This window comes from Oerskovia flava (assembly GCF_026163685.1).
In the GTDB taxonomy this organism is placed as follows: domain Bacteria; phylum Actinomycetota; class Actinomycetes; order Actinomycetales; family Cellulomonadaceae; genus Oerskovia_A; species Oerskovia_A flava.
Genome location: NZ_JAOXSR010000003.1, coordinates 16990 through 31160 on the forward strand (window position 1 = coordinate 16990; position 14171 = coordinate 31160).

Below are 14171 nucleotides of genomic sequence, written 5' to 3' on the forward strand. Positions count from 1 at the left end.
GTGCGTCGCGCCCCCGGCGCGCGGTCTCGGGACGGGGAGGGCTCGGGACGGCGGGCTCAGGCCGGTGCGGGACGCCAGGTGCGCAGCAGACCGAGGACGAGCAGCCCGGCGATGGTGATGACGGCGAACATCACGGCCGCCATCGTCACGGCGGGCTCGCCGCCGAGCAGGCCCGGGACGGGCGCGATCCCCGCACCGATGCCGAACTGCATCGCGCCCAGGAGGGCTGCGGCGCTGCCGGCCCGGTGGGCGTTGCGCTCCAGCGCGATCGCGGGGACCGCCGGCATGACGAACCCGGCCGTCCCGAGCGTGAGCACGAGCAGCGCGACGAGCACCGTGAGACCGGCACCCGCGAGCGCCGCGCCGAGCAGCGCCGCGGACAGCACGAAGCCGGCCGCGACCGCCACCTTGAGGATCGCCTCCGGCGTCACGCGGCCCACGAGGGCGCCGTTGATCTGGCTGCCCGCCGTCACCGCGATCGCCCCCAGGCCGAACACGACCGCGTACTGCTGCGCGCTCATGCCGAACCCGTCCTGGAAGACGAACGTCGACGCCGAGATGTACGTGAACATCGCGGCCATGTAGAAGCCCATGACGAGCGCCAGGCCGAAGAACGACCAATCGGTGACCAGGCTCCGGTACGAGCGCAGGGCCGACACCGTGCCGCCGCTGCGACGCATCGTCGCGGGCAGGGACTCCTGGAGGCGGAAGAACACGATGGCCAGCATGATCGCGCCGAAGACCGCGAGCGCGACGAACATCAGACGCCACGAACCGAGCAGCAGGAACTGCGCACCGATCGTCGGCGCCAGGATGGGTGCGACCCCCACCACGAGCATGAGGCGGGCGATGACCTTGCCGACCTGGAAGCCCTCGAAGTTGTCACGGACGATCGCCATCGACAGCACCATCCCGGCCGCCGCCGAGAGCCCCTGCACGAACCGCAGACCCGTGAGCATCCCGACCGAGCCCGCGAACACGATGCCCGCCGAGGCGAGGACGTACACACCGAGCGCGACCAGCAGCGGCGCGCGGCGCCCGACGGCGTCCGAGATCGACCCGACGAGGAGCTGCCCCAGCGCGAGACCTGCCAGCGTCGCGGTCAGCGTGAGCTGGACACGGCTCTCCGTCGTGCCGAGCTCGGTGACGATCTGCGGGAACGCGGAGAGGTACAGGTCGATCGTCAACGGACCGATCGCGGTCAGCGCCGACAGCAGCAGCACAAAGCCCGCGGCGATCCGCGTCGGCTTCTTCACGGCTGTCGCCGCCGCGGGGTCGGTCGCGGCAGCAGGGTCGGCTGTGGCCACGGTGGGCGCTGCAGGGGGAGAGGTCGTCACCCAGGCCGCAACGCCCGCCACCGGAACCTTGTTCCCGCACGCCGTACGCCATCCACAACCTGAGACCCGGTCTCTGCCCTCCCCCTACCCCCCCCGCCGAACACGACGTTGCTGCCGTTCTGGCGGACTTCGCGGCAGCAAGGTCGTGGTCGACGCCGAGGAACGTCGTGGTCGGCGGGTACCTGGCCGTTTCGTTCAAGAGGTGGGGCGGGGGAGCGGCCTAGCGTCGGGGCCATGACACTGACACTGGGATTCATCGGCATCGTGACGCGCGACATGGCGGCGTCGCTGAGGTTCTACCGTGCCCTGGGGGTGCCGATCGCCGAGGTGCACGACGACGCCCCGCACGTGGACGCGCAGCTCGACGGTGGCGTGGCGCTCGCCTGGGACACGGTCGACACGATCCGCGGGTTCGACCCGGGCTACGAGCTCCCCTCGGGTGGGCACCGCATCGCCCTCGCGTTCGACAAGGGCACCCCGGCGGCGGTCGACGAGGCCTTTGCCGAGCTGGTCGCCGCGGGGTACGCGGCGCACGTCGAGCCGTGGGACGCGCACTGGGGGCAGCGCTACGCGACCCTGCTCGACCCGGACGGCAACTCGGTCGACCTCTTCGCGGCGCTCGCCGCGAACTGAGCCGGGGTCGCGCCGACCAGCCTCCGGAACTCCCGGGTGAGGTGCGGCTGGTCGGCGTACCCGGACGCGACGGCGGCGTCGCTCAGCGTCGCTCCGCCCTGGATGAGCGCCTGCGCGCGCTGCACCCGCTCGATCCGTACGAGCGCGCCGTAGCCGTACCCGAAGCGCGCGAGCATCTGCCGACGGAACTCCCGCTCCGACCAGGACAGCTCTGCCGCGGCGCTCCGCGCAGACGTCCCGCGCTGCGCTCTGCGCCGCACCTGCGCCGTCCACCCGGGGGCCGGTCCGAGCGGGAGGTCGGCCCGTTCGAGCAGGCCCAGCGCCCGCGGCGACGACCTGGCGCGCAGCAGCACGTCGCGCAGCGTCGAGACGGTCTCGCCCCCCGAGACGTCGCGCAGCGACACCAGCTGGTCCCGGAGCTCGGCCAGGTCGAGCGGCAGGGTCGTCGTCGCAGCACCTGGCGCGAGGCGGATCCCGACGGTGTCGTCGTCCGCGTCGGGGAGCGTCGAGATCCACCGCGTCGAGGGCCCGGCCACGAGGATCTCCTCACCGCGCAGGATGAGGTCGACGCACCCGTCCGCCGAGATCGCGGCCGGCCCACCACCGCGGGACCGCCACAGGACCGCACCCGACGCCATCAGTTCCTCGGAGTACACGGCACACCCTCCCTGCTCGTCCCCCCGTCTCGATCACGCACCTAAGAGCGGTCGAGCACGACGTCGCTGCCGTTCTGACGGACTTCGCGGCAGCAGGGTCGTGTTCGGCGGGGGCTCTTAGGACTGCGCGTCGCGCCAGTTCAGCCATTCCTTCGTGAGGGAGAGGTCGTAGTCCGGGCCGCTGGTGTCGGTCGTGAAGAGCGTGGCGCCTGCCGCGACGAGGTCGTCCGCGACCTCCGACGGCGGCCTCGACACCCCGACCGACCGCTCGACGAGGGTCGTCGTGTCACGCCCGACGGCCGCGCCGTGCTCGTCGAGGATCCCGCTCTTGCGGGCGAGCGTGGACGCGTCGCCGAACGAGTGCCAGACGTCGGCGTGCTCGGCGACGATGCGGAGCGTCTTCTTCTCCCCGCCGCCGCCGATCATCACGGGGATGTCGCGGGTCGGGGCAGGGTTCTTCGCCGCCCACCGGGCGCGGATCCTGGGCATGGCCGACGCGAGGTCCCCGATGCGCGACCCCGCCGTGCCGAACTCGTAGCCGTACTCGTCGTAGTCGCGCTCGAACCAGCCCGCGCCGAGCCCGAGGATCAGCCGGCCCCCGGAGATGTGGTCGACCGTGTGCGCCATGTCGGCGAGCAGGTCCGGGTTGCGGTAGCTGTTGCACGCGACGAGCGCACCGATCTCGACGCGCTCGGTCTGCTCCGCCCACGCGGCGAGCATCGTCCAGCACTCGAAGTGCTTGCCGTCAGGGTCGCCGCTGAGCGGGAAGAAGTGGTCCCAGTTGAAGATGATGTCGACCCCCAGGTCCTCGGCCCGCAGCACCGCGTCGCGGATCTGCGCGTAGTCCGCGTGCTGGGGCTGGAGCTGGACACCGATGCGGAACGGTCGCTGCGAAGACGTCATACGCAGCAATCTACGACCCCCCGCCACTCCTCACCGCCCCCGCCCGCCCCGGCGCCGTCGCCCCGCCGCCGTCGACCACGACGTTCCTCTCCGTCGACCATGACCTTGCTGCCGCGAAGGCCGCCAGAACGGCAGCAACGTCGTGGTCGGCGGGGGCGGGGTGGGGCGGAACTAGGGTGGGCGCATGAAGCGTCTGGTCGGTGGGGTTGTCGCGGTGGTGGTCCTGCTGGCGCTGGGGGTCGTGGTCGACCGGGTCGCAGTCGGGGTGGCGGAGAACCGGGTGGTCTCCTCGCTCGAGGAGGGCGCCGACGCCGTCAGTGGTGCGACGGCGGACGTCGCGGGCTTCCCGTTCCTCACCCAGCTCGCAGCGGGCCGGTTGTCGGACGTGGTCGTGACGGCCGAGTCGGCGACGTTCGGCGGGTACACCGTGACGGACGTGCGCGCCGAGGCGAGCGGCATCTCGACGGCGGAGCCGTACGTCGTCGAGCAAGGCACTGCCTCGGCGCTGCTGGGGATCGACCAGGTGCAGGACGCGGTGCGCGAGCAGTCGCGGCTCGCGGTGGACGTCAGCGCCGACCGCTCGGCGCTGCGTCTCGACCTCGACGCGTTCGGACTCGAGGTCGCGGTCGCCACGCGCGTGCGGGTCGCGGGCCCGACGACGATCGCGCTCGACATCGAGACCGTGACGCTCGGCCCGGCGGTCGTGTCCGTCGACGACCTGCCCGGTGTGCTCGCGGACGCCCTGACCGATCTGGAGGTCGCGCTCGAGCTCCCGTCCGGTGTCGCGCTCGAGCAGATCGTCGTGGAGGGCGACGCGCTCCGCGTCGACGTCACGGGCACCAACGTTGTTCTCGACGAGCTGGTCACGTCCTAGACCCCCCGCGCCGAACAGGCGGTTTCTCGGCACGACGGCCGCGACGTGCCGAGAAGCCGCCTGTTTGGCACCCGGGTGGGGCCGGTGCGTGCGTGGCACAGTAGGGCCGTGACGACGACGCACCCGCACAGCCCGCGACCGACGAACTGGGCCCGCAACCTCACCTACTCCTCCGCCTCGCTCGCCCGCCCGGCGACGCTCGAGGAGCTGCAGGACCTCGTGGCGGCGAGCCCGCGCGTGCGGGCGCTCGGGTCTCGGCACTCGTTCAACGACGTCGCCGACACCCCGGGCGTGCACGTCCAGGTGGACCTGCTCGACGACGGTCGCCCCGCCGTCGAGATCGGCCCCACCTCGGACCCCACAGCAGCGGGCACCACCCACGTGTCGGTGAACGCCGGTCTGCGCTACGGCGAGGTCTCGCGCCACCTGCAGGACCACGGCCTCGCGCTCGGCAACCTCGCCTCCTTGCCGCACATCTCCGTCGCCGGTGCGGTCGCCACGGCGACCCACGGGTCGGGTGACGGCAACCAGAGCCTGGCGAGCGCCGTCGTCGGGCTGGAGATCGTCACGGGCGACGGCGAACTCGTCACGCTGTCCCGCGGCGACGCGGACTTCCCGGGCGCGGTGGTGAACCTCGGTGCGCTCGGGGTCGTCACCCGCCTGGTGCTCGAGGCGTCGTCGACGTTCGACGTCCGCCAGGACGTCGACGAGGCCCTGCCGTGGGACGACGCCGTGGAGCACTTCGACGCCCTCACGGCCAGCGCCTACTCGGTGAGCATGTTCACCGACTGGGGTCCTGACGGCGTCGCGATGCTGTGGCGCAAGTCCCGCCTGGCGCCGGGGACCGAGGGGTCCGCGCCCGCCGTCGCTCCCGGTGCGCGGCGCGCCGAGGTGCCGCACCACCCCGTGCCCGGCATCGACCCCGTGCACTGCACAGCGCAGCTGGGGCGGCCGGGGCCGTGGAACGAGCGGCTCGCGCACTTCCGCCTCGACTTCACGCCGTCCAACGGCGACGAGCTGCAGTCCGAGTACCTCGTGCCACGCCGCAACGCACTCGCCGCGATCGAAGCCCTGCGCGCGCTCGGTCCGCGGATCACCCCGCTGCTGCAGGTGGGAGAGATCCGCACCGTCGCCGCCGACGACCTGTGGCTCAGCCCGTTCGACGAGGACACCGTCGGCTTCCACCTCACGTGGTTCCAGCGGCCCGACGACGTCGCTCGCGTCCTGCCCGCCATCGAGGACGCGCTCGGCCCGCTCGGGGCACGACCGCACTGGGGCAAGGTCTTCACGGTCGCGCCCGCGACGCTGCGGGAGCTGTACCCGCGGTTCGGGGACTTCCGGGCGCTCGCGGACCGTCTCGACCCGACCGGCAGGTTCCGCGGCGGGTACGTGGCGGAGCTGCTCGGCTGACGTGCGGGTCGCGACGGCGGGGTGGGCGTGGGCGGCCGACTACGCGTACGCGGCGCGGCGCCAGCTGCGCCGGGTGTTCTCGCGCGCCGGGCTGCCGGTGGGCGACGGCGGCCGGGCACCGGTCGTGCTGCTCCCGGGCGTCTACGAGACCTGGCACTTCCTCGAACCTGTCGCCCGGGAGCTCGCCCGCGGCGGGTACCGGGTGAGCACCGTCCCCGGGCTCGGCGACAACCGTCGTCCGGTGGCGGACGCCGCCGGACGCGTGGCCCGGTACCTCGAGGAGCAGGACCTGCGCGACGTCGTCCTCGTCGCGCACAGCAAGGGCGGGCTGGTCGGCAAGCAGGTGATGGTGTCGGGCAGCGGTCACCGGGTGGCGGGGATGGTCGCGATCGCCACGCCGTTCCGTGGGTCGCGCTGGGCGCGCTACGTCGTAGGCCGGACCTTGCGGGCGTTCGCACCGGGGGACCCGGTGCTGCGCGCGCTCGCTCTCGAGCTCGACGTCGACCGACGGATCACGGCCGTGTACCCGCAGTTCGACCCGCACATCCCGGAGACCGGGAGCCTGCCGGGCGCCCGGAACGTCGAGCTACCCCTCGCCGGCCACTTCAGCCCGCTCGGCACGAGGCTGCTCGTCCGCACCGTGGTCGACGAGGTGGCCCGGCTCGAACGCCAGGACTAGGCTTGAGGACGTCCGCGTGAGCCGGCAACGTCGCCGTGCTCCTTTCCCCGACAGAACGAGGAAGCTCGTGACCGCATCGAGTGGTGCTCCCGCGGCGGCAAGGCCCCGCGAGCAGTGGACAGGACAGGTCGGGTTCATCCTGGCCGCGATCGGCTCGGCAGTCGGTCTGGGGAACATCTGGCGGTTCCCCGGCGTCGCCTACGAGAACGGTGGCGGCGCCTTCCTCATCCCGTACTTCGTCGCCCTGCTGACCGCAGGCATCCCGATCCTGTTCCTCGACTACGCGATCGGCCACCGGTTCCGCGGGTCGCCCCCGACGGCGTTCCGTCGCCTGACGAGGGGCGGCGAGGCCCTCGGCTGGTTCCAGGTGATGATCTGCGTCGTCATCGCGCTGTACTACACGGCGGTCATCGCCTGGGCGCTGAGCTACTTCGTCTTCTCGTTCGACCTGCGCTGGGGCGACAACCCGGGCGCCTTCTTCACCGGGGAGTACCTCCAGGTCGCGGACCCGGGGATCAGTCTCGACTTCGTCCCGGGTGTGCTCATCCCGCTCGCGGCGGTCTGGGTGATCGCGATCATCGTCCTCATGGCCGGCGTGGCGCGCGGTGTGCAGCGCGCGAACGTCATCTTCCTGCCGCTCCTCGTCGTCGCGTTCCTCATCCTCGTGGTGCGGGCGCTCTTCCTCGACGGCGCGGTCGACGGCCTCAACGCGCTCTTCACCCCGGACTACTCGGCGCTGGCCGACCCGAACGTGTGGATCGCGGCGTACAGCCAGATCTTCTTCTCGCTGTCGATCGCGTTCGGGATCATGATCACCTACGCCTCCTACCGCAAGCGTCGCGCGAACCTCACGGCGCCGGGCTTCGTGGTGGCGTTCGCGAACTCGTCGTTCGAGATCCTCGCCGGCATCGGGGTGTTCGCCACCCTCGGCTTCTTCGCCTTCCAGCAGGGCGTGACGGTCCCGGAGCTCGAGGGGCTCACGGGCGTCGGGCTGTCCTTCGTCACGTTCCCCGCGATCGTGTCGCAGATGCCGGGCGGCCCGCTCTTCGGAGCACTGTTCTTCGGCTCCCTGACGATGGCGGGCTTCACCTCGCTCCTGTCGATCCTCCAGGTGATCTCGGCCGGGTTCCAGGAGAAGTTCGGCCTGTCGCCGCGGCAGGCGGCGCTGCGCATCGGTGCGGTGGCCGCGGTCGTCTCGATCCTGCTGTTCTCGACGACGACCGGCCTCCACGCCCTCGACACGGCCGACCACTGGGCGAACAACATCGGCATCGTGGCGTCCGCCGTCCTGTCGTCGGTCCTCGTCGTCTGGGTGCTGCGCCGCGGCGGTGAGCTGCGGCACCACCTCAACGCGGTCTCGACGTTCCGTCTCGGTGGCTGGTGGACGTTCCTCGTCGGTGTGCTGGCCCCGGTGATCTTGGGCTACATGCTGGTCTCGCGGATCGTCACGCTCATCAGCGAGGGCTACGAGGGCCTGCCCGGCTGGTACCTCCTGGTCGTCGGCTGGGGCGCCGTGGCGTTCATCGTCCTGGCGGCGCTGGTGCTCACGGCACTGCGCTGGAAGCGCAGCCCCGACGACTTCGTGCCCTGGCCGACGTTCGGACCGGGCGTCGACACCGACCACAAGGAGGTCCGGTCATGACCGGCGAGGCGACCATCTTCCTCGTGCTGGCGATCGTCATCGTGTGGGGCGGACTGCTCGCGAGCATCCTGTTCCTGCGGTCCCGGCCCGACTCCGACTCCATCCCGGAGGGTGGCGAGGACGACCACCGCGAGGACGACGCACCGGTCGAGCGCGACACCTGACGGCGCCGGCCGCCCGGTTTTGCCTCGGCCCGGCCCGCGGGGTCACACTATGAGGCGGACCTGTCGCAGCCGACCCTCGCTGCGCGGACCGCTTCCCCGACGACGTGCCGGTCATCGCCGGCCCCCGCAGGGTGCGCGGTTCGTCCCCGACACCCTCCGGGAGACCTCTCGATGCGCACGCTTCCTGCCCTCGTCGCCCTCGCCGCGGCCTCGACCCTCGTGCTGTCCGGCTGCACGGACGCCTCCCAGACGGGCGCCGGCACCGGTGACCCCGCGGCCGACCAGGAGGCCGCGTTCGACACGTCGGCCGTCGAGACGGTCGACGAGATCGCGGCGCTGCTGCCCGCAGACGTCGCCGAGTCGGGCACCCTGCGCGTCGGGTCGAGCACGGACTACGCGCCCGCCGAGTTCATCGGCCCCGACGGTCGCACCCCTGTCGGCTACGACATCGACATCATCACCGCGGTGGGCGCCGTCCTCGGCCTCGAGGTGGACGTCCAGTCGGCCGACTTCCCGTCGATCATCCCCGCCCTCGGCTCGAAGTTCGACGTCGGGATCTCCTCCTTCACGATCACCGAGGAGCGGGTCGCCCAGGCGAACATGATCAGCTACTTCAACGCGGGCGAGGCGTTCGCCGTGCTCGCCGGCAATCCCGAGGGCATCGACCCGGCCGACGTGTGCGGCTACACCGTCGCCGTGCAGACCGGCACGGTCGAGGACGAGGGCGCCGACGCCCTGAGCGCCGAGTGCGAGGCCGCGGGCGACGAGCCGCTCGACGTGCTGCGCTACGACAGCCAGGCCGACGCCACGACGAACGTCGTGGGCGGCAAGGCTGACATCCTCTACGCCGACTCGCCGATCGTCGCGTACGCGGTGCAGCAGACCGAGGGCGCGCTCGAGCCCCTCGGCGACACGTTCGCCTCGGCACCGCAGGGCGTCGTCACGGCGAAGGACGACACCCAGCTCGCCGAGGCCGTCCAGGCCGCGCTGCAGCACCTCGTCGACGACGGCACGTTCGCCGAGATCCTCGAGACCTGGGGCAACGAGGACGGCGGGCTCGAGACGATCGAGCTCAACCCGACCCTCCCCTGACGAGCGAAGCGACCGGGCGGCAGCGCCCGGCGAGATGAGGCAGTCATGGCCGTGACCACCGAGGGCGCGAAGGTGCCCGACGACCGGGTCCCCGAGCGGATCCACGCCGTCCCCGTGCCCCGTCCCGGGAGGTGGGTGGCCGCCGTCGTGCTGCTCGTCCTCGCGGCGATGGCCGTGAACGGGCTGGTGACGAACGAGAAGTTCCGCTGGGACGTCGTCTGGCTCTACCTGCGCGACGTGCAGATCGTGCGCGGCGTCGGGTGGACGCTGCTGCTGACGTTCTCCTCGATGGCGATCGCGATCGTGCTCGCGGTGACTCTCGCGATCATGCGGCGCTCGGACAACCCGGTGATGCGCAGCGCGAGCTGGTTCTACATCTGGTTCTTCCGGGGCACGCCGATCTACACCCAGCTCGTGTTCTGGGGGCTCATCGGGGTCCTGTACCCGCGGCTGAGCGTCGGGGTCCCGTTCGGCCCGGAGTTCTTCGTCTTCACGACGTCGGACGTCATCACCGCGATGTGGGCGGCGATCCTCGGGCTCGCGCTCAACGAGGCGGCGTACCTCGCGGAGATCGTCCGGGCGGGGCTCGGGTCGGTCGACCCGGGCCAGGCCGAGGCTGCCAAGGCCCTCGGTATGGCCGACGCCGCGATCCTGCGCCGGATCGTGCTGCCGCAGGCGATGCGGGTGATCGTGCCGCCGACGGGCAACGAGACGATCTCCATGCTCAAGACGACGTCGCTCGTCCTCGCGGTGCCGTTCACGCTGGACCTGACGTTCGCGTCCGGCGCGATCGCGAACCGGACGTTCCTGCCGATCCCGCTGCTCCTCGTCGCGGCGATCTGGTACCTGCTCATCACGAGCATCCTCATGGTCGGGCAGCACTACGTGGAGCGTTACTACGGTCGTGGTTTCGGCGAGACGTCCCGCCCTGCCCGGCCGGGGCCGCGAGGACCGCGGGGACGCGACGGGCGGCCGAGCCGCCAGGCCGCGATCGCGGCGTCGGGCACGACCAAGGACGCCGACCCCTTCCTGGAGGTGACCCCGTGACGGACGTCCCGATGGTGGAGATCACCGGTCTGCACAAGGCGTTCGGCGACGTGCACGTGCTGCGCGGCGTCGACCTGGAGGTCACGCGCGGCTCGGTGTGCGTCGTCCTCGGCCCGTCCGGGTCCGGCAAGTCGACGCTGCTGCGTTGCGTCAACGAGCTCGAGGAGATCACGGCGGGGCGCATCCACGTCGACGGTGAGCTCATGGGCTACCGCGAGGTGACGAGCCGGGGCCGCACGCGTCTGCACCGGCTGCATCCGAAGGTCGTCGCGCGGCAGCGCTCCGGCATCGGCATGGTCTTCCAGCGCTTCAACCTGTTCCCCCACATGACCGCGCTCCGGAACGTCATGGAGGCACCCGTCCAGGTGCGCCGCCGGTCGAAGGCCACGGCCCGTGCCCGGGCGGTCGAGCTGCTGGAGCGCGTCGGCCTGACCGACCGCGCCGACCACTACCCGTCGCAGCTCTCCGGGGGTCAGCAGCAGCGGGTCGCGATCGCCCGCGCGCTCGCCATGGACCCCGAGCTCATGCTCTTCGACGAGCCGACATCGGCCCTCGACCCGGAGCTCGTCGGCGAGGTCCTGGCGGTCATGCGGGACCTCGCGGCGAGCGGCATGACGATGATCGTCGTCACGCACGAGATCGGGTTCGCCCGTGAGGTCGCGGACACGGTCGTCTTCATGGACGAGGGCCGGATCGTCGAGCAAGGTTCGCCCGAGCAGGTCCTGGGCAATCCCTCGCAGGAGCGGACCCGGGAGTTCCTCGCGCACGTGCTCTGACGCGCGCGCTCCGGCTCACGCACCGCAGACGAGCGGACGGCGGCCGTCCCGTCAGCTCGCGAGCGCGCGGCTCTCGTCGACCGGGAGGGTGCGCTGCGGCAGCGGCTCGGCGTCGCCCGGCGTCGCCACGACGGGGTCGAGACCGGTCGCGCTGCCGGACGCGACCGGCTCGTCGGTGGCCGCGCCGTCACTCAGCGCGCGGGCGAGGTGGATCAACGGGCGTGTGCGCTCCAGCTGCTCCACGAGCTCGTCGTAGAGGGGTGTCTCGTCGTCCGCAATCTTCAGCACCCTCCTACGGTCCGTGATGGAGACCGATTTCGCTACCCGAAGCGCCGGGGCGTGCCCTACCCGCCCCACCAGCTCCAGCCGCCGTCGTCGTCACCGTCGTCGTCACCGTCACCGTTGCCGTTGCCACGACCCCGGTCCCGGTCCCTGTCGGACAGGTCCTGCTCGCGCTGGTCGAGGTCGCTCTGCCGCTGGTCGAGCTCGGAGGCGCGGCCGTCGAGCGCGGTCCGCGCCTCGGAGATCTCCGACTCCTGGGAGGCGACCGCCTTCTCGCGGTCCGCGAGTTCCTCGCGCGCCGTGGCGACCTCCGCCTGGAGCTGCTCCAGCTCGGCACGCTCGGCCTCGATCTGGCTGCGCTCTGCCGCGGCCTCCTCCTGGATCCGCTCGGCCGCGGCACCGACGCGCTCGGCCTCGGCCTGCGCCGTCATCGTCACGCCCAGACCACCGAGCAGACCGACGGCGACCCCCGCGACCCCGAAGATGATGGGCACGAGCCAGCGTCGCCCGCCGGACTCGGTGCTCGACCCGTGTTCCGACCCTTCCTCTGCCGCGGGAACCGACAGACCCAGGGGGCCGACGGGACCGGACGGGACGGGGGCGACGCGGGGGGCCGACGCCTGCATCGGCGTCGCAACCGGCGTCGGGCCTGACGGCCGGTGCACGGGCGGGTACGTGGCCTCCGTGCGCACCGCGGGCATCACCATCGTCGAGCTCGCGGCAGGCACGTGCGCGGGTGTCAGCGCCTGACCGTGCGTCGACCCCTGGGTCGGTACGGATCCTCGGTCCAGCGGCGCGGTCGGAGTCACGACGTCGTGCCCCTGGTCTCGCATCGACCGGCGGGGTGGCACCGTCACGACGGGAGGCGGCAGCGGCGGTGACGCCGCGGCGGCGTCGTCGGTCCAGAACACCCACCCGGGCGGCGCGGGCGGCCAGGACGGGTCCGGGTGCCACTGGTCCGTCGGGGTGAAGCCGGGAGGTGTGGGCCAACCCGGCGGGGGGTTGAAGCGCACGGGCATGGCTGCTCCTTCGGCGAGGCGGTCGGCGACGTACGGTCGACGGGGAACACTATGGAGCAGGCGGTGCCTCGGGTGCCAGTCGCTCCCACGTCCCGCCCATGGCCCGCCCCCGTCCCGCCCGCACCGGAAGGACCGTCCATGAGCACCGAGGCACCTGTCGTGCGCACCCGCTCGGGTACGGTCCGTGGCGTGCGACGCGGTCCGTCGTCCGCCGCGTTCTGCGGCATCCCGTTCGCCGAGCCGCCCGTCGGTGAGCTGCGGTACGCCGCCCCCGTGCCGCGCGCACCGTGGGGCGGGGTGCTGGACGCGACGGCCATGGGCTCGACGCCGCAGCGCCGCCCGCTCGCCGAGATCACCGCGATCCCGGAGCCGTCCGTCCCGGGTGACGACACCCTGCGCCTCAACGTGTTCACGCCCTGCCCGGGAGACGACGCCGCCCGGCGTCCCGTCCTCGTGTGGTTCCACGGCGGCGGCTACGTCGCGGGCTCGCCCGCCTCACCCTGGTACGACGGCGCGGCGTTCAACCGCGACGGCGTCGTCACCGTGAGCGTGTCCTACCGGTTGGGCTTCGACGGCTTCGGGTGGCTGCCCGACGCCCCGCCCAACCGTGCGGTCCTCGACTGGATCTGTGCGCTCGAATGGGTGCGGGACAACATCGCCGCGTTCGGTGGGGACCCCGACCAGGTGACGATCGCGGGCCAGAGCGCCGGCGGGGGCGCCGTCCTGACCCTCCTGGCGCTGTCCCGGGCGCAGCAGCTCTTCCGGCGCGTCGTCGCGCACTCCGCTGCGCTCGGGGACGTCCCGCTCGACGCGGCGGAGCAGACGACGCGGCGGCTCGCGGACGTGCTGGGGGTCGAGCCGGTCCGGGCCGGGTTCCTCACCCGCACCGAGGCGCAGGTGCTCGACGCGCAGCGGACGGCGACCGCTCCCGACCGGGCCACGGGGCCCCGGGACGTCCTCGGCAGGCTCGCCGCCCGGTCGGGGGGCGTCCTCGCGTTCGGGCCCGTGGTCGACGGCGAGACCGTGCCGCTCCCCGTGGTCGAGTCGCTGCGCCGGGGGACCGGGGCGGACAAGGCCCTGCTCGCGGGCACCACCGCCGAGGAGATGAACGACGTCGCGTCCTCCCTCCCGCGGCTCTTGCGGGTCCTTCCCGCGACCCTCGTGCTCACCCGCACCGGCCTCTCCCGTCGGGTGGCTGCGCAGTACGTGCGCGACCGACGCGGCCTCGGCACCGCCGGTGTGCTCGGCCAGCTCTTCACCGACCTCGTGCTGCGCGGCCCGCTCACCGAGTACACCGCCGCGCACGCCGGTGACACGTGGGTCTTCGACTTCCGGTGGCCCAGCCCGGCGCACCACGGGAGCTCGCCCCACTGCCTCGACCTGCCCTTCGCGTGGGACTGCCTGGCCGCGGACGGGGTCGAGCGCAGCACCGGCCCGCACCCGCCCCAGGTCCTCGCCGACGAGATGCACGGGGCGTGGGTCCGGTTCGTGAGCACCGGCGACCCCGGCTGGCCGCAGTACGCCGCCCCGGACTTTCAGGGCCGCGTGCTCGACGGCCGTGTGCCCGACGACGACGGCGGGGTCGCGGGGGACCTGTACCGCGCCGAGCGCGCGCTCGCCGCCCGCTGAGGCGTTCCGTGGGCGGTCCGTGGGCGTC

15 protein-coding genes are annotated in these 14171 nt (G+C 72.6%); 10 read left to right on the plus strand and 5 right to left on the minus strand.

Features of this window, described 5'->3' with window-relative positions; all coding sequences use genetic code 11:
• Nucleotides 1-56 precede the first annotated feature (56 nt).
• On the minus strand, nt 57-1307 hold the full coding sequence (locus OHL10_RS07005; protein WP_265521483.1) for a multidrug effflux MFS transporter: 1251 nt from the start codon (nt 1305-1307) through the stop codon (nt 57-59).
• A gap of 264 nt (nt 1308-1571) precedes the next feature.
• Between OHL10_RS07005 and OHL10_RS07010 the strand changes: the two genes are divergently transcribed.
• Nucleotides 1572-1970, plus strand: coding sequence for a VOC family protein (locus OHL10_RS07010; protein WP_265521484.1), 399 nt, complete (start codon nt 1572-1574; stop codon nt 1968-1970).
• On the opposite strand, the gene OHL10_RS07015 is transcribed toward OHL10_RS07010, so the two are convergent.
• Together OHL10_RS07015 and OHL10_RS07020 are read right to left on the minus strand one after the other, a co-directional pair.
• Nucleotides 1904-2626: a helix-turn-helix transcriptional regulator gene (locus OHL10_RS07015; protein ID WP_265521485.1), complete on the minus strand. Its 723-nt coding sequence runs from the start codon at nt 2624-2626 to the stop codon at nt 1904-1906. The genes OHL10_RS07010 and OHL10_RS07015 overlap by 67 nt on opposite strands.
• A gap of 117 nt (nt 2627-2743) precedes the next feature.
• Nucleotides 2744-3529 carry an LLM class F420-dependent oxidoreductase gene (locus OHL10_RS07020; protein WP_265521486.1) on the minus strand — a complete coding sequence of 262 codons (786 nt, stop codon included), beginning with the start codon at nt 3527-3529 and terminating at the stop codon, nt 2744-2746.
• A 184-nt stretch (nt 3530-3713) separates the two neighbouring features.
• Here OHL10_RS07020 and OHL10_RS07025 point away from each other — a divergent pair, with 184 nt between their 5' ends.
• The 8 genes from OHL10_RS07025 (at nt 3714) to OHL10_RS07060 (ending at nt 11213) form a co-directional block, all read left to right on the plus strand.
• Nucleotides 3714-4403, plus strand: coding sequence for an LmeA family phospholipid-binding protein (locus OHL10_RS07025; RefSeq protein WP_265521487.1), 690 nt, complete (start codon nt 3714-3716; stop codon nt 4401-4403).
• A gap of 108 nt (nt 4404-4511) precedes the next feature.
• Nucleotides 4512-5813 (plus strand): D-arabinono-1,4-lactone oxidase, encoded by a 1302-nt coding sequence (locus tag OHL10_RS07030; RefSeq protein WP_265521488.1) that lies wholly within the window; start codon nt 4512-4514, stop codon nt 5811-5813.
• 1 nt (nt 5814) lies between these two features.
• Nucleotides 5815-6492, plus strand: a complete 678-nt coding sequence (locus OHL10_RS07035) for an esterase/lipase family protein (protein WP_265521489.1) — start codon at nt 5815-5817, stop codon at nt 6490-6492.
• Between the two features lie 67 nt (nt 6493-6559).
• Nucleotides 6560-8134, plus strand: a complete 1575-nt coding sequence (locus OHL10_RS07040; protein WP_265521490.1) for a sodium-dependent transporter — start codon at nt 6560-6562, stop codon at nt 8132-8134.
• Nucleotides 8131-8298, plus strand: a complete 168-nt coding sequence (locus OHL10_RS07045; protein WP_265521491.1) for a methionine/alanine import family NSS transporter small subunit — start codon at nt 8131-8133, stop codon at nt 8296-8298. Before OHL10_RS07040 ends, OHL10_RS07045 begins: the two co-directional genes overlap by 4 nt.
• 171 nt (nt 8299-8469) lie before the next feature.
• The gene (locus tag OHL10_RS07050; protein ID WP_265521492.1) at nt 8470-9390 is read left to right on the plus strand and encodes an ABC transporter substrate-binding protein; all 921 of its coding nucleotides are present in this window, start codon (nt 8470-8472) and stop codon (nt 9388-9390) included.
• A 45-nt stretch (nt 9391-9435) separates the two neighbouring features.
• Entirely contained in the window at nt 9436-10437 is a 1002-nt protein-coding gene (locus OHL10_RS07055) for an amino acid ABC transporter permease (RefSeq protein ID WP_265521493.1), read from the plus strand.
• A gap of 11 nt (nt 10438-10448) precedes the next feature.
• A complete protein-coding gene (locus OHL10_RS07060; RefSeq protein WP_265521753.1) occupies nt 10449-11213 on the plus strand; it encodes an amino acid ABC transporter ATP-binding protein in 765 nt (254 codons plus the stop codon).
• Between the two features lie 51 nt (nt 11214-11264).
• Here OHL10_RS07060 and OHL10_RS07065 read toward each other — a convergent pair whose 3' ends face one another.
• Entirely contained in the window at nt 11265-11501 is a 237-nt protein-coding gene (locus tag OHL10_RS07065) for a hypothetical protein (protein WP_265521494.1), read from the minus strand.
• Between the two features lie 56 nt (nt 11502-11557).
• A complete protein-coding gene (locus OHL10_RS07070) occupies nt 11558-12514 on the minus strand; it encodes a hypothetical protein (protein WP_265521495.1) in 957 nt (318 codons plus the stop codon).
• A gap of 138 nt (nt 12515-12652) precedes the next feature.
• On the opposite strand from OHL10_RS07070, the gene OHL10_RS07075 reads away from it, so the two are divergent.
• Nucleotides 12653-14143, plus strand: coding sequence for a carboxylesterase/lipase family protein (locus tag OHL10_RS07075; protein ID WP_265521496.1), 1491 nt, complete (start codon nt 12653-12655; stop codon nt 14141-14143).
• The last annotated feature ends 28 nt before the right edge of the window (nt 14144-14171 follow it).

Excerpts from the sequence above, each read along its gene's own strand:
- OHL10_RS07060 (WP_265521753.1), top strand. The coding sequence starts at position 10,449 with ATGGTGGAGATCACCGGTCTGCACAAGGCGTTCGGCGACGTGCACGTG.
- OHL10_RS07055 (WP_265521493.1), top strand. The coding sequence starts at position 9,436 with ATGGCCGTGACCACCGAGGGCGCGAAGGTGCCCGACGACCGGGTCCCC.
- OHL10_RS07020 (WP_265521486.1), bottom strand. The coding sequence starts at position 3,529 with ATGACGTCTTCGCAGCGACCGTTCCGCATCGGTGTCCAGCTCCAGCCC.
- OHL10_RS07025 (WP_265521487.1), top strand. The coding sequence starts at position 3,714 with ATGAAGCGTCTGGTCGGTGGGGTTGTCGCGGTGGTGGTCCTGCTGGCG.
- OHL10_RS07050 (WP_265521492.1), top strand. The coding sequence starts at position 8,470 with ATGCGCACGCTTCCTGCCCTCGTCGCCCTCGCCGCGGCCTCGACCCTC.
- OHL10_RS07045 (WP_265521491.1), top strand. The coding sequence starts at position 8,131 with ATGACCGGCGAGGCGACCATCTTCCTCGTGCTGGCGATCGTCATCGTG.
- OHL10_RS07070 (WP_265521495.1), bottom strand. The coding sequence starts at position 12,514 with ATGCCCGTGCGCTTCAACCCCCCGCCGGGTTGGCCCACACCTCCCGGC.
- OHL10_RS07010 (WP_265521484.1), top strand. The coding sequence starts at position 1,572 with ATGACACTGACACTGGGATTCATCGGCATCGTGACGCGCGACATGGCG.
- OHL10_RS07075 (WP_265521496.1), top strand. The coding sequence starts at position 12,653 with ATGAGCACCGAGGCACCTGTCGTGCGCACCCGCTCGGGTACGGTCCGT.